Here is a 19,845-nt window from a genome sequence, read left to right on the forward strand (position 1 = left end):
GGCCGAGCGGACGGACAGCGAACCCTGGCTCTCGGTCACGGGCACGGTCACTCACTGTCCCCGAGGGGCAGTCTCGTAGTGCACGAGGGGAGTGTTGGGTTGTTCCGGAGTCGCGTTCAGGAGCGCGACGATGCCGAACGCGGCAGTCACGGCGAGTGCCGCGGCGGCTACGACGGTCAGACCGGCGGCAAGCAATCGGTGCATGTCAGGGTCAGCCTCTCTGCTGGAGGTCGTCCCCACCCAGGTCGCGCGGATAGCGCTCGCACAGTCCTTTACCGGCCCCGTCCGGTAGGTGCACAGTTTCATCAACGCATTGACACTTCGTCAAGGGTCCGCCTAGCGTTCCGGCCCCTACGGCTCGGTAACACTTCTCACCCGCCCCAGGAGTGCCGGATGCGCCGCACAGCCTCGCCCCTCTCGCTGATCCTCCTCGGACTCGGCGTTTTTCTGCTCGTCCTGGCCCCCATGCTCGCGTGGTACGTCGAGCCGCGCGCGAAACGCACGCCCGTGGACATCGACACCACCACCGTTTTCAAGGGCAAAGGCAGCTATTTCGACACCGAGAAGATCAAGACGGTGCACGACAAGAACCTCACGGTCACGCGCCAGGTGCGCGGCGACGTGGACGACAGCAACAGCGAGCACGCGGTCTGGGACGTGGTCACGTCCGTCGACCCGGACAAGTCCCTGCCCGCTTCGGACCCGCACGATTCGCTCCAGTTCACGACGGAGCGCTGGGTCACCGACCGCAAGACGAACAAGCCCGTGCACTGCTGCGACGAGAAGCCGTACTTCGAGGGTGAGGCCTACCTCAAGTTCCCCTTCGACGTCGAGAAGCGCTCCTACACCTGGTGGGACAACACCCTCGGCGCCACCGTCCCGCTGACCTTCCGCGGCACGAAGAAGATCCAGGGCTACGAGGGCTACCGCTTCACCGCCAAGGTGAAGCCCGCCAAGACCGGCACCCGTCTGGTGCCAGGACGCCTGGTGGGACAGCCCAAGCGCAGCAACGTCCTCGCCGAGGAGTGGTACGCCAACCACGGCGTCGAGCTGGTCGCCGACAAGCGCACGGGCCGGATCATCTACGCGGCGATCGGCCCCCGCAAGACGCTGCGCGCGCCCGGCACGGACAAGGACGCCACGGTGCTGCTCGACAGCAAGCGCATCGCGTTCACCGAGAAGACGCAGAAGACGCAGGTGGGACTCGCGGACGACGACAGCAGCCGGCTGAAGCTGGTGGGCGAGACGCTGCCGGTCGGTACGGGTGCGCTGGGCGCGCTGCTCGCGATCGCGGGAGGCGTTCTTGTCATCCGCGGACGGCGTTCCGACAGTGGGGCGCAGGGGCCCGATGGGCCCGGAGGGCCCGGTTCAGGGGCGGAGCCGGGCGGTCCGCATAGCGATACGTCCAAAACCGCCCTGCAACCCACCACGATGTGATGAGACGTCAGCTGTTGAAACAACGAAAGTTGTCACTTCGGTGAGTAGCCGCGTCGAACACGGCGGCGAAAACTAACGACCCCACCCGAGCACAGTCCCCGCACCGCCCCCGCACAGTCACAGCACAGCACCTCCGTAAGCGACCCCGAACGGTGCAACCCCCCATAGCGACCTCACGGTTCCGCACCCTGACGAGTTGGAGCACGCATGCCCCAGCACGTGCCTTCTCCGCTGCGCGCCGCAACCCCGCGGGTCGCGCAACGGCTACCGGCACCTCCCCCGCAGCCGCGCCGGATCGTATTCCTCGCCCGCCGCGACCTCGCGAACCCGGCCGCGGGTGGATCCGAACTGCTCGTCGACCGTCTTGCCGACGGTCTGAGCAAGCTCGGCCATCAGGTCACCCTCCTGTGCGGGGGCCCTGCCGCCTTCCGCGACTACCGCGTCGTCTCGGCGGGCGGTGACCTCGGGCACTATCTGCGCTCGCGGTCCGCCTTCACCCGGCAGGTCGGCGACTGCGACCTCCTGGTCGAGGTCTGCAACGGCATGCCGTACCTGGCGCCGCTGTGGCATCGCGGGCCCACTCTGTGCCTGGTCAACCACGTCCACACCGATCTGTGGGGGATGCGCTTCCAGGGTGCGCTCGCCCCCGCGGCCCGGCTCGGCCGAAGACTCGAACACTGGTCGCTCTCCGGTGCCCAGCGCGGCAATCTCCTGGTGGCCGTATCGCCGTCGACGGCCACCGCACTGCGTGCGATAGGCGTCGACCGTGAGCGCATACGCATAGTCCACAACGGGGTCGAGGAGCCGGGCCCGCTCCACCCCCGCTCGGACGAGCCGATGTTCCTCGCGATGGGACGGCTCGTCGAGTACAAGCGCATCGACCTGCTGCTTCGCCTCTGGGAGCGGGTCAGGCCCGTCACCGGAGGACGCCTGGTGATCGTGGGCGACGGACCCGAGCGGGCCCGCCTCGAACAGATCGCGGGACCCGGCGTCGAGTTCAAGGGCCATGTCTCCGAGGCCGAGAAGCACCGGCTGCTCTGCGAGGCGTGGATGCTCCTTCACCCCTCCGCCGTGGAGGGCTGGGGCCTGGTCATCACCGAGGCGGCGACCCGCTCGACCCCGGCCATCGGCTTCGACGTACCGGGCGTGCGTGACTCCATCGAGGACGGCGTGACGGGGCTGCTCGCCCGGGGCGAGAGTTCCTTCGCCGCCGCCTGGTGCACCCTGGCGCTGAGCGCCGACCGCCGCAGGGCCTTCGGCAAGGCCGCGGGTGAGCGGGCCACCAGCTACCGGTGGGCCAATTCCGTACGCGAGTTCCAGGCGGTGGCCTCCGAGGCGATCGTCTCGCACCAGACAGCCCAGGGGTCCGCGTGAAGGATCCGTCCCTGCGCCGTTCCGTCACCCTCTTCCGGGCCTTCCTGCGCGAGCAGCAAGAGCCCGAGCGGTGTTACACCCTGCTCGCCCGTGACGCCGCCGACCAGGTCGAGGCCTATGGACCGGTCAAGGGCCGTGTCGTCGTCGATGTCGGCGGCGGCGGTGGCTATTTCACCGAGGAGTTCCGGCGGCGCGGCGCGCAGAGTTTCCTCTTCGAGCCGGACCCGGCCGAACTGGGCGCCAAGCCGCCGGAGGGCTCCGTCGTCGCCGACGGGTATCTCCTCCCGCTGGCGGACGGCGTCGCCGACGTCACGTTCTCCTCCAACGTCCTCGAGCACGTGGACGATCCGCAGACGTTCCTCAGCGAGATGGTGCGGGTGACCAGGCCCGGTGGCCTGATCTACGTCTCCTTCACCAACTGGTACTCGCCGTGGGGCGGCCACGAGTGGGCGCCCTGGCACTACCTGGGCGGCGCCCGTGGGCGCGCCCGCTATGAACGACGTACAGGCAAGGCAGCCAAACACACGCTCGGCGAGAACCTCTTCGCTCACCACGTCGGCCCGACCCTGCGCCAAGTGCGGGCGAGGGGCGACGTGTCCGTCGTGTCCGCACGGTCCCGCTACTGGCCGTTCCTGGCCAGCGGCATCACCAAAGTGCCGGGTGTACGCGAGTTCGCCACCTGGAATCTCCTTCTCATCCTCAGGCGGTGTCCATGACCACGGTCCAGGCCCCACCCCCGGCGGCAGTCCGGCCAACGGCTGACGCCCCCGAACCCGGCAGAGGCCCGCGCTCCAAGCGCTGGCTGCTCGGGTTCTGGGCCGTGGTCTTCGTCCTCTTCCTGGCTGTGAAGCCGGGGCGGATGACGTTCGACACCAAGCTGGGAGTCGCCGTCGACCCCTGGCAGTTCCTCTCCGACCTGGGCCAGCTCTGGCACGACCGGGGCGGGTTCGGCGGCATCCAGGACCAGTACGTCGGCTATACGTGGCCGATGCTGCCGTTCTACGGCCTGGCTGACCTCGTCCAGCTCCCCGTCTGGCTCGCGGAGCGCCTCTGGCTCTCGCTGATCGTGGCGACCGCCTTCTGGGGTGCGCTGCGGCTGGCCGAGAGGCTGCAGATCGGCAGCAGCGCCAGCCGGCTGCTCGGCGCGGTGGCGTACGCCCTGTGGCCGACGTTCACCGTCGTCGTCGGGTCGACGTCGGCGGCGGCGCTGCCGGGCGCCCTCCTGCCCTGGGTGCTGCTCCCGCTGACGAACGACCGCATCAGCGCGCGGTCGGCGGCTCTGCGGTCCGCGCTCTTCATCCCCTTCATGGGCGGCGTGAACGCGGCGGCGACGCTGGCGTCCCTCCTCCCCGTGGGCCTGTATCTCCTGTCGAGGCCGAACGGCCCACGCAAGCGGAAGCTGATCACCTGGTGGGTGCCCGGCGTCATCCTCGCCACCGCCTGGTGGGTGGTGCCGTTGTTGATGCTCGGCATCTACGGCGAGAACTTCCTTCCGTACGTGGAGAATTCGGCCACCACGACCGGCACGATGTCCGCCACTGAGACGCTGCGCGGCGCCGGAAACTGGGTCGCCTATCTGAACTTCGGCGAGGCATGGCTGCCCGCCGGCTGGACGGTCGCGACGTCCGTGATCGTCGTGGTCTGCTCGGCGCTCGCCGCCGCCCTCGGCCTCGCCGGGCTCGCGCGGCGTGATCTGCCCGAGCGGCGCTGGCTCGTCCTGACCGTGCTCTCGGTCGTGCTGATCACGCTCGCCGGTTACGGCGGCGCGTTCGGGGCGCCCTTCCACGAGACCGTGCAGTCGTGGCTGAACGGCGGGCTCGTCCCCTTCCGGAACATCTACAAGTTCCAGACGGGCCTCGCGCTCGCCCTTGTCCTCGGCCTGATGCACCTCGTCGGCGTGGCCGCGCAGGCGCGCGGGGCGCGGCCGGTGCGGGGGCGCAAGTTCGCCCCGCTGATCGCGGCCCTGCTCGTGCTGCCGGGTCTCGCCTTCCCGTACCTGAACGGCTCGATCCTCCAGCCCGGCTCCTTCCAGAAGCTGCCGAACTACTGGCAGGCGACGGCCGACTGGCTGGAGAAGTACTCCCCCGACTCCCGCGCGCTCGTGGTGCCCGCCACCGCGCACGGCATCTACACCTGGGGCTCGCCCATCGACCAGCCCCTCGACGTGCTCGCGGAGTCGCGCTGGGCGCAGCGGGACTACGTCCCGTTCGGCACGGCAGGCAACCGGCGCGCGATGGACGCGGTGGAACAGGCGCTCGCGACCGGCGGCGCGGTCCCCGGGCTGCGCGACTACGTGACGCGCGCGGGCATGTACTACGTCGTCGTACGCAATGACCTCGACCCCGACCAGGTCGGCAACGTACCGACCGCGACCGTCAAGCGGACCCTTGAGGAGTCCGGCTTCGAGCGGGTCACCGGCTTCGGTCCGACGGAGACCGGCGGGAAGATACCCAACGACACTCCCCTCCAGGTCGAGGGCCTCTACCCGCGCCAGCGCCCGGTCGAGATCTACGCACCGGGGTCGGGCGCCGAGCGTCCGGGCCAGGCCGGGATCAAGCCGGTCTCGAACACGGCCGTGGTGAGCGGCGGCCCCGAGTCGCTGCTCCAGCTGTCCGCCGACCCCTCGATGCGGGACCGCCCCTCCGTCCTGACGGGCGACAACCACCCGGGCGTCGGAACTCCCGGCCTTCAGGCGGTCGGTGACGGTCTGCGCCGTGCCGACACGCGCTTCGGCCTGGTCAACTCCAACACCTCTTATACGTACACACCGGGCGAACGCAACGCGAGCGGGGCCCTCCAGGACGCGGGCAAGAAGCCGCACCAGATCCTGCCCACCTCGGGGATCGAGCACCAGACGACGGCTCAGCTGCGCGGCGCGAAGTCCGTGACGGCGTCGAGCTACGGCAACTGGCTCTTCCATCTGCCGCAGTACGACCCCGTGAACGCCTTCGACGGCAATCCGGCCACGGCATGGGCCGAGGGCAGCCCCGGGAAGCCCGACGGTGCCTGGATCAAGGCCGAGTTCAGGTCCAAGGAGTCCGTCCCGTCCTCGATCCGGCTCACGCCGCTGCCCCAGGAGGGCGTGCGGGCCGCGGCCACGCGGGTGCGGGTGGAGACGGAGCAGGGCAGCCGTACGAGTTCGCTCCAGCCCAACGGCATGCGCCAGAGCGTCAAGGCGCCCGCGGGCGACTCCAGTTGGCTGAAGGTCACCATCCTGGACGCGGAGATCGGCAAGGCCGGTCTGACGGGCGCCGGGTTCTCGGAGATCACCGTTCCGGGTGTGCGCGTGACGAAGCTGCTGCAGCTGCCGACGGACACCGGGTCCGCCGCCAGGGCGCCCGCCGAGGGCGCCGACGCGACGACGTACTCGATGCACCGCTCCTCCGACCCGAGCGCCCTGTCGCCGGTGAACACCGAGTCGGGACTGCACCGCCGCTTCACGACTCCGGCCGAGGCCGAGTACGAGGTGAAGGCGAGCGCGGTCGCCGTGCCGGGGTCCGAACTGGACAAGCTGCTCTACAAGGTGGCGCCCGAGCAGAAGGACCAGATCGTCGCGAGCGCCGACTCCACGTCGAAGCTCGGCGGCGGCCTGTCGCCGCGCAATCTCACGGACGGCGACCTGACGACGGCGTGGATCGCGGGTGACAGTCCCGTGGTCCATCTGAAGTGGAAGGGCAAGGAGGCGATCGACGAGATCGTCCTTCCCGCCGCGGGCGGGCTCTCCACGCGCCCCGAGAAGGTCGAGATCAGCTCGCCGGACGGCGCGGCGATCGCCGGCGTCGACGAGAACGGCAACGTCCGGTTCCCGCCGATCACCACGGACGAGCTGACCATCACGGTCACCAGGACCGCGCCGCTGAAGGTCCACAACCCGGTGGCGGACGACGAGTTGCAGCTGCCGGTGGGCCTCACCGAGGTCTACGTCCCGGCCCTGGACAAGTACCGGACGAAGCAGCCGTCGGCCTCGTCGACGTTCGAACTCGCCTGCGGTGAAGGCCCGGAGCTCGCCGTCGACGGCAAGCTCCACGCGACGAGCGCGAAGGGTTCGGTACGGGATCTGGTCGAGCGGCGGCCCATCGAGGTGACGCTCTGCTCGCGCGGCTCGGAGAACACAGCCCTGTCGCTCGACGCGGGCAAGCACACCGTCGAGGCCGGGGACGCGGGTCCGCTCGCCCTCATGGACGTCTCGCTGACGCAGGGGACGCCGGGCGCGATCGACCGCGAGTCCCGTTCGCTGAACATCAAGGACTGGCTCGGCGACCGGCGCGAGGTGTCGGTGGGCGCGGGCTCGGCCTCGTACCTCTCGACCTACGAGAACATCAACGACGGCTGGAAGGCCACGCTGAACGGCAAGGAACTGTCGTCCGTACGCCTCGACGGCTGGCAGCAGGGCTTCCTGGTCCCCAAGGGCGAGGGCGGCACGGTCAAGCTGTCGTACGAGCCCTCGCGGATCTACGAGATCGGCCTGATCGGCGGCGGGGTCGGGGTGCTTGCCCTGATCGCCCTGGTCCTGATCCGGCGCCGCGAGCCGAACCCGGACGGCCCTGACCTGGCGCCGCCCGCGCCGGGGCTGATCCTGGGCACGGTGGCGCTGACGCTGGTGGCCGCGGTGATCGCGGGCTGGTTCGCGCTGCTCGTCCCCGCTCTCGCGCTGCTTGCCTGGCGCCGTCACGCGCTGCTCGTGCCGCTCGCCTTCGTGGCGATGGCCGGGGCGGGGATCGCGGCGGCGGTGGGGGCGGGTGAGCCTGCCACGGCGGACGAGGGCGCGTTCAGCCCGGCCGCCCAACTCCTTGCGCTGATCGCGCTGTTCGCGGCGCTGGTGAGTGTGCGGGGTGCGGCTCCGGCTGCGCCGGCAGCTTCCGGGTCCGGTGACACCGGTGGCTCCGGTGGCGAGGCCGCTCCGTGGGGGCCACCGCCTCCGCACCAGCCGCCGCCCGCGGCTCCCCCGGCGGCTCCCCCGATGACGCCGTCGCCGGGTCCTGACCGGGACCTGGGTACGACTCCCCTGCCGCGCCGGAGGCGCGGGGAGAGCGGGCCGGGCGCCGACGCGGACTCCGGTGGCGGCACCCCGCAGGCGGCGACCAGCTCGACCATTTCCGCCAGGGGCCCCGCGTCGGCCCAGCCGGAACCGGCACCGCCGGGTACCCGGACCGCGCGGACCACGCGCTTCAGGCGGCGCAGGCCAAGGGCGACGGACGGACCCGTGGGAGCCGCGGCGCCGTCCACCCCCGGGGAGGACACGGAACGATGACCGCACTCGATCACCCGGCACGTCACGCGGACGGACCCGAACGGCCTCCGGAGCGCGTGCCGTTCCCCGTCGTCGACGAGGTCGCCAGGCACTGCCTCCAGGAGGAGGAGCCGGAGACGGTACACATCGAGGTCCACCTGCCCGGCACACCGGACCCGGCCCGCCTGAAGGCCGCGTTCACCGAGGCCCTGCGCCGCCACCCGCGCATCTTGATGCGGGAGGCGCGAGGGCCTTGGTACCGCCGCCGCTACGAGTGGGAGCTGACGGCGGAGCCGGACGTGGAGGTGGTGACGTTCCCGCCCCCGGAGCGTGACGCCTTGAAAAAGGCCCGCACCCGCTCCCTGTCGGAAGCACCACCCCTGTCGGCCTCACCGCCGATCCGCCTGGAGGTGATCGCGGCCGAGGAGAACGAAAGCCGGAACGGCGGGGGCGCCTCCGGCGGGGGTGGTACGGACGCCTCCGGCAGGGGCGGCGCGGGCGGCACGGACGCCTCCGGGGTGGGCAGCTCAAGCGGCACCACCGCCTCCGGAGGGGGCAGCGCGGGCGGCACCACCGCTTCCGGGGTGGGCAGCTCGGGCGGCACGATCGCCGCCCGAGTGGGCGACACAGACGGCACGGACGCCTCCGAAGTGGGCGGCAACTCGACCGGCGCTCCCGCCCTCGGCACGAATACTGGTCCGGCCGGGGCGGCGGGCAACGGCCGGGCGGACGGCGGCCAGGCCGACGTCCACTCGGGCGCCGGGGCGGGTGCCGCTGCGGGCGAAGGTGGTGGCCAGGGCCCGGAGGCAGGCGCAGCCGCTGCGGGGGCCGACGCCTCCGGCGGGGCTGGCTCCTCCGCCGGGACCGGTGCTCCCGGCGTCTCGGGAAGCACCCACCCCGAAGGCGCCCCGCCCGGCACGGGCGCCGCCCCCGCCGGCAGTTCAGGGCGCCCCGCCAGCGAGAAGCGCCCCGCCAGTAACGGCAGTGTCCTCTTCCTCACCATCAATCACACTGCCCTCGACGGCCCCGCCTGCCTTCGGGTCCTGGCCACCGCCGCCGAGCTGTACGGCGGGCAGGACAACTCCCCCGCCGCGCCTCCTCTGCGTACGCCCGTGGCCTCCGTGCCCGAGAGCGCGGGGGACATGGGCGACGCGCCCTCGGGGTGGGCCGCGCCCGCCCGTGTCTCGCGCGGCACCCCCGAGCCCTCCCCCGGCAACGGCATGCTCGTCGCCGAGTTGCCGGTGCCTCGGCGGCCCAAGGGGGCGCCGTTCACCGTGAACGATCAGCTCATGGTGGCGACCGCGCTGATGATCGCGCACTGGAACCGGGAGCACGGCGCACGGCCGAGGCCGTTCCGGATCACCATGCCCGTCGACGACCGGCCCCGCAGCATGGACATGCCCATCGGGAACGGCACCCGGCTGGTCGAAGTTCCTTTCAGCGCAGCAGAGTTGACCTCCAAGGAGTGGGGCCCGGAAGACATCGGGGCACTCCTGCGCCGCACCGCCGACCGCACCCGCACCCTCAAGGCCCTCTCCCGGCCCCAACTCGGCCGCGGGGCAGCGCTGCTGACCTCGCCCGTGCTGCCCGTCACCCTCAGAGCCGCCGTCACGCGCGGCCTGCGCAGAGCCGCCGCGCCCTGGACCTCCACCACGCTGCTCAGCAACATCGGGCGCGTTCCGTATCCCCTCGACTTCGGTGACGCCGGCCGCGCGTACGCCGTCTGGTTCTCCGCGCCCGCCCGGCTGCCCCGCGGCCTGACCGTGACCACGGCATCCACCGCGGGCCGCCTGCATGTCGCCCTGCGCTGGTCGAAGACCCTGCTCAGCAGCGGCGACGGGGCACACCTGCGCGACCTCTTCGAGCACTACCTCCATGCCACTGAGCACACGGAGCACACGGAGGAGGGGAAGACACCTTGACCAGCACCGGCACCAGCACCGCGAGCACCAGCACCGCGCCCCGCGATCTGCGGGACTTCTACGAGGACCCCTCCGTCCCCGTCGCGTCCGGCGACGCCCGCAGCCTGCGCCAGGCCCGGATGCTCGCCGACGCCATCGGCCCCGCCACCGCCCGTACGGCCGTCGTCCTCGACATCGGCTGCGGCGACGGCACCGCGGCGGCGACCGCAGCCCCGCTCCTCGCCGGGCATCGCGTCGTCGGCGTCGACTGGTCCCAGGACGCCCTGAAGCGGGCCCACGCGCATCTGCCGTACGTCGTACGCGGTGAACTCACCGATGGAGGGCTGCCGTTCGGCGACGGTTCCGCCGACGCCGTGCTCTTCAGTGAAGTCATCGAGCATCTAGTCGATCCCGACAGCGCGCTCGACGAGCTGCGCAGAGTGCTCAGGCCGGGCGGGCACCTGATGCTGTCCACGCCCAACCTCGCCGCCTGGTACAACCGCGGGCTCCTGCTCGCGGGGGTGCAGCCCGTGTTCTCCGAGGTCAGTCTGCGCGGCATCCACGGGCGGCCGGGGAGCGAAGTCGTCGGGCATCTGCGGCTCTACACCGCCCGCGCGCTGCGGGAGTTCGTCGCCGCGTCCGGCTTCGACGTGGTGCGCGTCGCCGGTGCGCCCTTCCACGGCGTACCGCGTCCGCTGCGCGCCCTGGACCGGCTCGCCTGCGCCGTGCCGAGCGCCTCGTCGATCCTGCTGCTGCACGCCCGAAGGACGTAAGGCCATGTGGTGGGGTGTGGCCGCCGCCCTCCTTGCGAACGTCCTCTACAGCACCGGGTTCGTCCTGGAGAAACGTGCCCTCACCGCGATGCCCTCCGTCAGCGTGCGCAGCCCGGCACGGCTGCTCAAGCAGGTCGTCTCCAGCCCGCTGTGGATCGGCGGATCGCTCGCGCTCGCCGCCGGGTTCGGCGCGCAGCTCGCCGTCTACCGGACGCTGCCGATCGCCGCCGCGCAGGGCATCTTCGTCTCCGGGCTCGTACTCCTGCTGCTGCTCTCCTCCGTGCTGCTCGGCGAGCAGACGTCGGGGCGCGAGCGGTACGCCGTCGGGGCCATCCTCCTCGCGCTGCTCATGGTCGTCCTCTCGCTGAGCGAGGAGTCGGACACCGTCAGCCGCAGCGCGCCCGTCCCGCTCGTCCTCACGGTCTGCCTGCCCTCGCTCGCCGCGGGGGTCCTGCTGTACGGATCGGCCGAGCGGCGCGCGAAGCACCGGCACCGGCTGCCCACGACAGGCGTCGAATACGGGGTCGCCGTCGGGCTCCTCTACGGCGTGAGCTCGCTCGCGATCAAGGGCGTGTCGAGCTATCTGACCACGGACGAACTCGGCTCCGCGCTGCTCGACCTGCTGCGCTCCCCGTATCCGTATCTCCTGCTCTTCACGGGTGCGTTCGGCCTGATCATGTCCCAGGCGGCGCTGCAACGCTGCCGGGCCTCGCTCATCGTCCCCGTGTGTACGACGGTTACCGCGCTGTTCACCGCGGTACTCGGCACGCTGGCCTTCGGCGAGCCGCTGCCGGATGAACCGCTGCGGCTCGCCCTGCGGATCGCGGGCACGGCGCTCGCGGTCTCCGTCCTCCTCGCCATGCCCAAGCATGACGCGCCCCCGCCCCAAGCAACGCCCCCGACCAAGGAGTTGACGAGCTGATGAACCCCGAAGACCCCCTCCTGAAGATCCTTGCGTGTCCGCTGGACAAGGGTCCGCTGCATCTCCTGGAGCCCGCGGAACCCCTCGTACCGGAGGAGGTGCTCTACAACCCGCGGTTGCGCCGCCGCTATCCGATCATCGACGGCATACCGCAGCTCCTGCCCTCGTCGGGCGAGCAGATATCGGAGGACGAGCACGAGCAGCTCCTGAAGCGGATCTCCCCGTGACGGGCCCCGAGAGGTCCGTCGCAAAGCCCCACAAGACGGTGGCCGCCCGCCTCGCCCCGCACCTCCCCGCCCGCCTCATCGGCGCCCTGGCCCGTCTCGTCTACCCCCGCTTCGAGCCGGAGCTCGCCCGCCTGGCCGACCTCTGCCCGCGCGGCTGCGGCACGGCGGTGGACGTCGGCGGCTGGTACGGCCCCTGGTCGCGCCGCCTGGCCTCGCGCGCGCGCCGCGTGGTGACGGTGGAGCCCGTACCGCATCTGGCCCGGTTCCTGGAGACCTCCACGCCCGGCAACGTCCGGGTGATCCAGGCCGCGGCGACCGACCGCCCCGGCACGGCCAGGCTCTGGCTGCCGCAGGGCGACCGCGGGGACCGCGGGGTCTCCTCGCTCATCCGCAGGGACATCCACGCCAAGGCGGTCGAGGTGCCCTGCCTCACCCTGGACGGGCTCGGCCTGCGCGACGTCGACTTCATCAAGATCGACGTGGACGGCAACGAACTGCCGGTCCTGCACGGCGCCCACGATCTGCTCACCCGGGACCGGCCCGCCCTCTTCATCGAGCTGGAGTCCCGCATCCAGCCGATCAAGCCGATCATCGAGCTGCTCACCCGGCACCACGGCTACCAGGGCTGGGTCCTGCCCCACGACACCTGGGTGCCGCTCGACGGCTTCGACCTGGAGGCGCACCAGAACGACACGTCGTACGTCGTGTCGCAGGGCCTGCTGCGCAGGGTGCTCACGCCGCGCAGGCCCCGGTACGTCAACTCGGTGCTCTTCCTTCCCGGCGGGCGCCGCCCGGGAGCGGCGGCGGTGCGCGACCATGGAGCGCATGTCCGCTAGCTCCGCCTCCGGCCCCGCGTCATCGGGCCCGTTCACCCCTCTCGACTTCCAGCTGGTCCTGTTGCGCCGCATGGCCGACCACAACCCGGACCTGGTGGAGGCGGCCCGCCACGAACTCGGCGTCTCCATCGCGGACATGCGCGAGGCCAACCGCCGCTGGCAGGCGATGAGCCGCTCTCCCCGTTCGCGCGGCGCGGTCTCCCGCTACCGCTCGGTGCTCGGCGCCCCCGAGGCCACCGTGGCCCGGCAGATCGGCGACCTGGAGTGCGAGGCCCTGCTGTGGCCGGTGCCGCTCTGGCCGACCCTGCGCTTCGAGGTCCTGCGCGCACCGAACGGCGCGGTGTGGAACGAGTGGCTGATCCGCGCGCCCGGCACCCCGGGCCCCGCACTCCGCACCCTGGACGACCTCACTCCGTGGTCGTGCACGGTCGACGAGGCCGCCCGCGCGTTCGCCCCGGCCCGCCCGATGGAGGGCACGGCGCCCACACGCTGGCGGCTCGCCTTCACCGCGCCGGACGGGTCGGGTCAGCCGCGACGCTGCGTCGCGGAGTTCACCTGGGGGCTGCTCCAGCGGCTTTCGCTGCCCGACGGCGGCTGACGCCTGCTGCGGAGGAGCGCCACCGCCCCGGCCGTGAGGGCAAGGGCCACCAGCAGCGCGCTGACCCACAGCGGCGAGCGGTGGCCGAGCCCCGCCGAGAGGGCGATGCCGCCGCCGACGGGGCCGATGGCGGCGCCCACGTTCAGCGCGGCCGTGGCGAAGCCGCCCGCGAGGGTGGGGGCGCCGGTCGCCGCGTACAGGGCCCGGGTGATGAGCGCGGAGCCGACGCCGAAGGACAGCGCGCCCTGGACGAGTACGAGGACGACCGCCGCCACGGGATTCCCGGCGGTCAGCGCGAAGAGCACCCATCCGGCGAGCAGCGCGACCGTGCCCGTGAGGAGGAACGGAACGGGCCGTGCGTCCGCGAACCGTCCCGCGACCGTGACCCCGATGAACGACCCCACGCCGAAGAGCGCGAGCAGCGCGGGCACCCAACTCTCCGAGAAACCGGTGACGTTGGTGATCACCGGCGAGAGGTAGGTGAACGTACAGAAGGTCGCGCCGTTCACCAGCGCTCCGAGGAGCAGGGTGACGACGAGGCGGGGTGCGCGCAGCGACCGCAGTTCCCCGCGCGCGCCACCCGCCCCCGTGGTGTCGGCCGCACCGGCGGGCACGGACCGCAGGATCGCGAGGACGGCGGGCACCGAGACGAGGGCCACCGCCCAGAAGGCGGACCGCCACCCCCAGAACTGCCCGAGCAGCGCGCCGCCCGGGACGCCCGCGACACAGGCGAGGGTGACTCCGCCGAGCAGCACCGACGTGGCGCGCCCCTTGGCGTTCGGCTCGACCATGCCGATGGCGGCGACCAGGGCGACGGCGAGGAACCCGGCGTTGGCGAGCGCACCGACGACGCGGGTCGCGAGGAGCACGGCGAAGCTGGTGGTCAGCGCGCCGACGACATGGACGAGCAGGAAGGTGACCAGGAAGGCGAGCAACGCGGTCCTGCGTGGCCAGCGGCGGCTCAGGACAGCCATCACCGGCGCTCCGACGACCATCCCGACGGCGAAGGCCGAGGTCAGGGTGCCGGCGGTGGAGAGGGACACATCGAGGTCGGCGGCGATGTCGGGGCCGAGACCGGAGAGCATGAACTCGGAGGTTCCTTGCGCGAAGACGGCAAGGCCGAGCATGTAGAGGGCGAAGGGCATGAAGGTACTCCGCAAACACGTCAGTGATCGACCGGCAGGGCAGCGGATGGCCGCCGGCCGGGAAAAGGAAAGGTCAGTCCGCGCGACGGCGAAGGATCCAGCGGCGTGGGCCAGGCAGCGCCCCGAAGGGGCGCGGGGAACTGCGCGACCAGCCACGACGCGCCCGCGGTTGCACACAACCAGCTTCGCGGGGCGCTCGGCTTCGGCAGAACTGCTCAGCCACCGGACATGCCGGGCCGGTGGCTAGAGTCTGTCGGACTCGGGACTGGACATGGCGGCAGGCTAATCAGCCCTCACGCACCACGTCCACCCGATTAACTCGCGGCGGTCAGGATCTCCTTCGTCACGGCCTCAAGCGAGGCCGGGTGCAGGGCGAGGAAGAGGTTCGGCTCGACGAGTTCGAGCTCCATGACGCAGGGCGCGTCGCCGTCCGCGTCGTCGACGAGGTCCACGCGTGCGTACAGCAGCTCGGGGTCGCCCGGCACCGCCGCCAACGCCCGCTCGGCGACGCCGAGTTCGGCGGGGGTGGGCTGCCACGACCGGAGGTCGGGGTGCGGCATCTTCTCGTCGTCGTACGCAGTGCCCGGCGCCAGCACCGCGCCCTTCTGTATGGCGTGCAGGAACCGCCCGCCGACGAAGACGAGCGCGCGCTCCCCGGTCTCGTCGATGCGCGGCATATAGGGCTGCACCATCGCGGTGAGGCCTTCACCGTGCATCCGCTCGACGTGCGCCGCGGCGGCTTCGTACTCGCCCTTCTCGTACCGGGCGGCGTAGCGCGCGCCGGCCCCGTACGCGGGCTTGACGACGAACGCGCCGTCGTCCGGGATGTCCACCGCGTCGCCGGGGGCCAGATAGCGGGTGGCCACGACGGGCACCCCTGCCGCCTCCAGCTCCTCCAGGTACCGCTTGTCGGTGTTCCACCGCACCACGGACGCCGGGTTGGCGAGGACGGTGAGCCGCGCGACCCGTCCCGCCCAGGCGACGAATTCGGCGACGCGCTCGCTGTAGTCCCAGGCGGACCGGATGACGACGAGGTCGAACCCTTCCCAGTCGACCCGCGGGTCGTCCCAGGACACGGTCGCGACGTCGGCACCCGCCGCGCCGAGCGAGCTCGCCAGCTCGGGGAGGTCACGGTCGAGGCCGGTCTCCAGCTGGGGCCTGCTGGTGACCAGGGCGATCGTGGGACGGTCGGGTGACACGTGGTCCTCCAGGGTTCGATGATCCGCCCCGCAGGCTAACAACTTGTCGACGTGCTCCCGACAAGACCCGTCTCGTACGCGATGATCACCAGCTGCACCCGGTCGCGTGCGTCCAGCTTGGCGAGCAGGCGGGTCAGATAGGTCTTCGCGGTGGCGACGCTGAGGGAGAGTTCGGCGGCGATCTCCGTGTTGGAGAGGCCTCTGCCGACGAGGGTCAGGACCTCGCGTTCACGGTCGGTGATGCCGGTGATCCGGGCCCGGGGGCGGGAGTCGGGCTTCGGGCGGCCCGCGAACTCCTTGATGAGGCGGCGGGTGACGCTCGGGGCGATCAGGCCGTCCCCCGCGGCCACCACGCGGATCGCGGCGAGGATGTCGTCGAGCGCCATGTCCTTGACCAGGAACCCGGCGGCGCCGACGCGCAGCGCGCCGTAGACGTGATCGTCGTCGTCGAAGGTGGTCAGGACGATGACGTGGGTGTTCCTGCTGGGGCCCTCGGTGATCAGGCGGGTGGCCTCGATGCCGTCCATGCCGGGCATGCGGATGTCCATCACCACGACGTCCGGCCTCAGTTCCTCGGCGAGCCGGACGGCTTCGGTGCCGGTGCCCGCCTCGCCCGCGACCTCGATGTCGGGGGCCTCGGTGATGACCATGCGCAGGGCGGCACGGACGAGGGGCTGGTCGTCGACGAGTACGACGCGGAAGGGCGCGGGGGCTGGATCCGGGGCTACCGCCGATCCGCTCGGTCCGCTCATCGGCCCCTCGCCTGCCTGCCCGCTCATCGGACCCCCGCCGGCACCGGCAGGCGCGCGGCGACCCGGAAGCCGCCCTCGGGGCGTGGCGCGGCGGAGAACTCGCCGTGCAGCAGGCCGACCCGTTCGCGCATGCCGATGAGGCCGTAGCCGCCGTCCGGGGTGCTGCCGCGGCCACGGCCGCCGTCGATCACCTCGATGGACAGCTCATCGGCGCGGCAGGTCACGGACACCCGGCACGTTGCGGTGCTCGCATGGCGTACGACATTGGTGAGCGCCTCCTGGATGATGCGGTACGCGGACATGTCGATCTCCGGTGGCAGCGGCCGGAGTTCACCGAGCCACCGCACGTCGACGCGGACCCCGGCGGCGGTCGCCGTCTCGGCGAGGCGGTCGACCGCGGCGAGGCCGGGCTCGGGGCCGAGCGGCGTCCGGTCCTCTCCCGGTTCGGCCTCGCGGAGGGCGCCGAGGATTCGGCGCAGGCCGGACAGCGTCTCCCTGCCGGTGGCCTCGATGGCGGTCAACGCCTCGCGGGCACCGGCGGGTTGGGTGTCGATGACCCGACGTGCGGCGCCCGCCTGGAGGGCGATGACGCCGATGCTGTGCGCGACCATGTCGTGCAACTCCCTCGCGATGCGCAGCCGTTCGGCCGTGACGGCCTGGGTGGCGGCCTGGGAGCGCAGATTCTCCGCGTACACGCGGGCTTGATGCACCGAATTCCCGATGAGCCAGGCGACGACGGCGGTCAGCGCGATGTACGGCTCCGCCGCGGTGCCGTCGTCACGGCCGAAGCCGAGCAGCTCACGCGGGGCCCAGAGCGCGAACAGCGCCCCGAAGGCCATGGCGCACGCGATCAGCGAGGTACGCCGGGAGTTCTGGGCCGTGATGAACCCGAGGGCGACCGTGACCGGCAGGTAGGCGGTCGGCACCGTCTCCGTCTGGTGCCATGCCGCCATCGAGGCGCCCGTGCCCGCGACGAGCAGGGCCATCGCGGCCCGCGGCCTGCGGCTCAGGACGGCGCAGCCCGCGAGGGCCAGGGCGGTGGCCATGAGCAGGAGCAGCCGGGCGCCGGGCGCGTCCATGCCGTCCCGCGGAAAGGAGTACGAGACGTGCTGCCGGGGCGGCATCAGGACGTACTCGACGAGGGGGTGGAGCGTCACCGCGCACCACGTCACTGCCGTCCAGACGCCCACGGGTATGCGCTTGAGCAGGGGAAGACGCGGTGTGGCCGACATGCGCCGATCGTAACGACGGGGGCCCGCGAGGTCATCGGACCGTGGCTGTACACCCACGGTCGACACCCGCCCGCGCGATTGTCGGCGGTGGTCCGACGACAGGGATGTTCGCGCACCGGCACCGTGGGCCGGGTGATCGAAGTCAACGAACTGACCAAGAGGTACGGCGGCAAGACCGCCGTCAAGGACCTGAGTTTCACCGTGCGCCCCGGACACGTCACGGGGTTCCTCGGCCCGAACGGCGCGGGCAAGAGCACCACGCTGCGGCTGCTGCTCGGACTGGACGACCCCACCCGGGGCTCGGCCACCATCGACGGCCGCCCTTTCCGGGACCGGCCGCGCGGACTGCGCCACGTCGGCGCGCTCCTCGACGCGGGCGACGTGCACGGCGGTCGCCGGGCCGCGGCCCATCTGTACGCCCTGGCCCGCGGCAACCGCATCCCGCGGGCCCGTGTCGACGAGGTGCTGCGCGAGGTGGGGCTCGCGGGCGCGGCGCGGCGCCGCATCGGCGGATTCTCGCTGGGCATGCGGCAACGGCTCGGGATCGCCACCGCGCTCCTCGGCGATCCACCGGTGCTGCTCTTCGACGAACCCCTCAACGGCCTTGATCCGGAGGGCGTTAAGTGGGTGCGCGGGCTGTTCCGGGGCCTGGCCGCCGAGGGCCGCACGGTCTTCGTGTCCAGCCATCTCATGTCCGAGATGGAGAACACGGTCGACCGGCTCGTCGTCATCGGCCGGGGCGAGTTGATCGCGGCGGAGAGCCTGACCGACTTCGCGGCGCGGGGGACGAGGCTGAGCGTGACGGTGCGTACGCCGGACGGTGTGCGGCTGGCGGACGTACTGACCGCCGAGGGCGCGTCGGTGGAGAGGGAGGGGGACGCACTCACCGTGACCGGTCTCCCGGCGCCCCGCATTGCCGAACTCGCGCTCCAGCAGCGGGTCTTGCTGCACGAACTGACGACCCGCACCGCCTCCCTCGAGGAGGCGTTCATGGAACTCACCGCGGACAGCGTGGAATACGTGGCAGGAGAGCCCCGATGACGACACTCACCCCTCCGGCGGCCACAGACCCCGTGGCCCGCCTCCGCGACGTGATCGCCGCCGAGTGGATCAAACTCTGGTCGCTGCGCTCGACGGCGTGGGTCTTCGTCCTGAGCGCCCTGTCGGTCCTCGCGTTCAACGGGGGCACGGCCTACGACACGTATCGCAACTGGACGCTGCAGAACAGCTCGGGCCGGGACGACTTCATCCGGGCGGGCATCCCTCTCCAGGAGGCCTTCACCTCGAACGGCGCGCTGGTCTACATGCTGACCGTCGGGGCCATCGGCGCGCTGCCGGTCGTCGGTGAATACGGGACCGGCATGATCCGCACGACGTTCGCGGCGGTCCCTGACCGCCGCTCGGTGATGGCCGCCAAGGTGACGGTGATCGCCGCGGTGACGACGGTGTTCGGCGCGGCGCTCGCCGCGACCTCCTTCGTGCTCACGCAGGCGATCCTGTCCGGACGCGACGCGGGCATCGGGATCTCACACCCGGGCGCACTGCGCGCGGTCGTGGCGTCCGCGCTGCTCGCCCCGGTCTGCGCCCTGGTGGGCATGGCCCTGGGCACGCTCATCCGCCACAGCACCACCACGATGGTCACGCTCTTCGCGACGCTCCTCCTGCTCCCCGCGATGCTCACCGAAGGCCGTCACTGGTCGGCGACGCTCTCCCACACTCTGCCCCTCAAGGCCTGGGCCCGCCTGGCCCAGCCCGACGCCGCCGCGGGCCTCCACCCGTGGACGACCACGGGAGCCTGGACGGTCTACGGCGCATGGGCCGTGGCGGCGGCAGCGATCGCGGTGACCGCGGTACAACGCCGCGATCAGTGAGGCCCGCAGACGAGCTCAGAGGATGAAGACGCTCTGGGCCGTCTCCGTGTAGTACGTCTCGCCGGGATGGACGAGCCACTCGACCGGGCCGCTGCACCCCGGGCCTGAGTGGACCTCGGCGATGGCGTCGGTGTGGTTGGTGACCGAGGACGGGAACCAGTCCACCCCATAGCAGCCGCTCGGGTTCTCGTGCGCGTTGCCGTTCACGATCAGGACACCCTCCGCCGCGTACGCCGACCCCGGCACCGCGATCGTCAGGGTCGCGGCCGTCGCGAGCGCCCCCAGGGTCACGGCCATGCGTCGTCGCATCATGTTGAGATCCCCTCCACCTTGCGGGCCACTCCCGAC

The 19,845-nt window shown here is 71.9% G+C and carries 17 protein-coding genes and 2 pseudogenes; 13 read left to right on the plus strand and 6 right to left on the minus strand.

Going from position 1 to position 19,845, the window contains the following annotated elements; translation table 11 throughout:
- Positions 1 to 51: 51 nt before the first annotated feature.
- Positions 52 to 204 (minus strand): hypothetical protein, encoded by a 153-nt coding sequence (locus tag ACWGI2_RS12315; RefSeq protein WP_453695138.1) that lies wholly within the window; start codon positions 202 to 204, stop codon positions 52 to 54.
- 189 nt (positions 205 to 393) lie between these two features.
- Here ACWGI2_RS12315 and ACWGI2_RS12320 point away from each other — a divergent pair, with 189 nt between their 5' ends.
- The 11 genes and pseudogenes from ACWGI2_RS12320 (at position 394) to ACWGI2_RS12370 (ending at position 13,298) form a co-directional block, all read left to right on the plus strand.
- A complete protein-coding gene (locus ACWGI2_RS12320) occupies positions 394 to 1,437 on the plus strand; it encodes a DUF3068 domain-containing protein (protein WP_453695139.1) in 1,044 nt (347 codons plus the stop codon).
- A gap of 207 nt (positions 1,438 to 1,644) precedes the next feature.
- Positions 1,645 to 2,811, plus strand: a complete 1,167-nt coding sequence (locus tag ACWGI2_RS12325) for a glycosyltransferase family 4 protein (protein WP_453395386.1) — start codon at positions 1,645 to 1,647, stop codon at positions 2,809 to 2,811.
- On the plus strand, positions 2,808 to 3,527 hold the full coding sequence (locus ACWGI2_RS12330) for a class I SAM-dependent methyltransferase (RefSeq protein ID WP_336605773.1): 720 nt from the start codon (positions 2,808 to 2,810) through the stop codon (positions 3,525 to 3,527). The genes ACWGI2_RS12325 and ACWGI2_RS12330 overlap by 4 nt, the downstream gene beginning before the upstream one ends.
- Complete coding sequence (locus ACWGI2_RS12335; protein WP_453695140.1) at positions 3,524 to 8,062, plus strand: alpha-(1->3)-arabinofuranosyltransferase domain-containing protein; 4,539 nt, start codon at positions 3,524 to 3,526, stop codon at positions 8,060 to 8,062. The genes ACWGI2_RS12330 and ACWGI2_RS12335 overlap by 4 nt, the downstream gene beginning before the upstream one ends.
- Positions 8,059 to 8,514 (plus strand): annotated as a pseudogene (locus ACWGI2_RS12340) (condensation protein); the annotation flags it as partial. The gene ACWGI2_RS12335 and the pseudogene ACWGI2_RS12340, both read left to right, overlap by 4 nt.
- 333 nt (positions 8,515 to 8,847) lie before the next feature.
- Positions 8,848 to 9,963: pseudogene (locus ACWGI2_RS12345) on the plus strand (condensation protein); the annotation flags it as partial.
- Positions 9,960 to 10,715 (plus strand): class I SAM-dependent methyltransferase, encoded by a 756-nt coding sequence (locus tag ACWGI2_RS12350; RefSeq protein ID WP_453695141.1) that lies wholly within the window; start codon positions 9,960 to 9,962, stop codon positions 10,713 to 10,715. The pseudogene ACWGI2_RS12345 and the gene ACWGI2_RS12350, both read left to right, overlap by 4 nt.
- 16 nt (positions 10,716 to 10,731) lie before the next feature.
- Entirely contained in the window at positions 10,732 to 11,637 is a 906-nt protein-coding gene (locus ACWGI2_RS12355; RefSeq protein ID WP_453395896.1) for a hypothetical protein, read from the plus strand.
- Positions 11,637 to 11,864: a Trm112 family protein gene (locus tag ACWGI2_RS12360; protein WP_160504877.1), complete on the plus strand. Its 228-nt coding sequence runs from the start codon at positions 11,637 to 11,639 to the stop codon at positions 11,862 to 11,864. Before ACWGI2_RS12355 ends, ACWGI2_RS12360 begins: the two co-directional genes overlap by 1 nt.
- Entirely contained in the window at positions 11,861 to 12,700 is an 840-nt protein-coding gene (locus ACWGI2_RS12365) for an FkbM family methyltransferase (RefSeq protein ID WP_453695142.1), read from the plus strand. Before ACWGI2_RS12360 ends, ACWGI2_RS12365 begins: the two co-directional genes overlap by 4 nt.
- Positions 12,681 to 13,298, plus strand: a complete 618-nt coding sequence (locus ACWGI2_RS12370; protein ID WP_453695143.1) for a hypothetical protein — start codon at positions 12,681 to 12,683, stop codon at positions 13,296 to 13,298. Before ACWGI2_RS12365 ends, ACWGI2_RS12370 begins: the two co-directional genes overlap by 20 nt.
- On the opposite strand, the gene ACWGI2_RS12375 is transcribed toward ACWGI2_RS12370, so the two are convergent.
- From ACWGI2_RS12375 to ACWGI2_RS12390, 4 genes are all read right to left on the minus strand, one after another.
- Positions 13,226 to 14,443, minus strand: a complete 1,218-nt coding sequence (locus ACWGI2_RS12375; protein ID WP_453695145.1) for a Cmx/CmrA family chloramphenicol efflux MFS transporter — start codon at positions 14,441 to 14,443, stop codon at positions 13,226 to 13,228. The two genes, ACWGI2_RS12370 and ACWGI2_RS12375, sit on opposite strands and share 73 nt — an antisense overlap.
- Positions 14,444 to 14,757: 314 nt before the next feature.
- The gene (locus tag ACWGI2_RS12380) at positions 14,758 to 15,642 is read right to left on the minus strand and encodes an ATP-grasp domain-containing protein (protein ID WP_453695147.1); all 885 of its coding nucleotides are present in this window, start codon (positions 15,640 to 15,642) and stop codon (positions 14,758 to 14,760) included.
- Between the two features lie 35 nt (positions 15,643 to 15,677).
- On the minus strand, positions 15,678 to 16,394 hold the full coding sequence (locus tag ACWGI2_RS12385; RefSeq protein WP_453695149.1) for a response regulator: 717 nt from the start codon (positions 16,392 to 16,394) through the stop codon (positions 15,678 to 15,680).
- A 23-nt stretch (positions 16,395 to 16,417) separates the two neighbouring features.
- A complete protein-coding gene (locus ACWGI2_RS12390; protein WP_453695150.1) occupies positions 16,418 to 17,626 on the minus strand; it encodes a sensor histidine kinase in 1,209 nt (402 codons plus the stop codon).
- Between the two features lie 132 nt (positions 17,627 to 17,758).
- Here ACWGI2_RS12390 and ACWGI2_RS12395 point away from each other — a divergent pair, with 132 nt between their 5' ends.
- Both ACWGI2_RS12395 and ACWGI2_RS12400 read left to right on the plus strand, forming a co-directional pair.
- Positions 17,759 to 18,667 (plus strand): ATP-binding cassette domain-containing protein, encoded by a 909-nt coding sequence (locus ACWGI2_RS12395; RefSeq protein WP_453395395.1) that lies wholly within the window; start codon positions 17,759 to 17,761, stop codon positions 18,665 to 18,667.
- Positions 18,664 to 19,497, plus strand: a complete 834-nt coding sequence (locus ACWGI2_RS12400) for an ABC transporter permease (RefSeq protein WP_453695152.1) — start codon at positions 18,664 to 18,666, stop codon at positions 19,495 to 19,497. Before ACWGI2_RS12395 ends, ACWGI2_RS12400 begins: the two co-directional genes overlap by 4 nt.
- A gap of 15 nt (positions 19,498 to 19,512) precedes the next feature.
- On the opposite strand, the gene ACWGI2_RS12405 is transcribed toward ACWGI2_RS12400, so the two are convergent.
- Complete coding sequence (locus ACWGI2_RS12405; protein WP_453395397.1) at positions 19,513 to 19,809, minus strand: hypothetical protein; 297 nt, start codon at positions 19,807 to 19,809, stop codon at positions 19,513 to 19,515.
- Between the last annotated feature and the right edge of the window lie 36 nt (positions 19,810 to 19,845).

Source organism: Streptomyces sp. NPDC054866 (assembly GCF_053610745.1).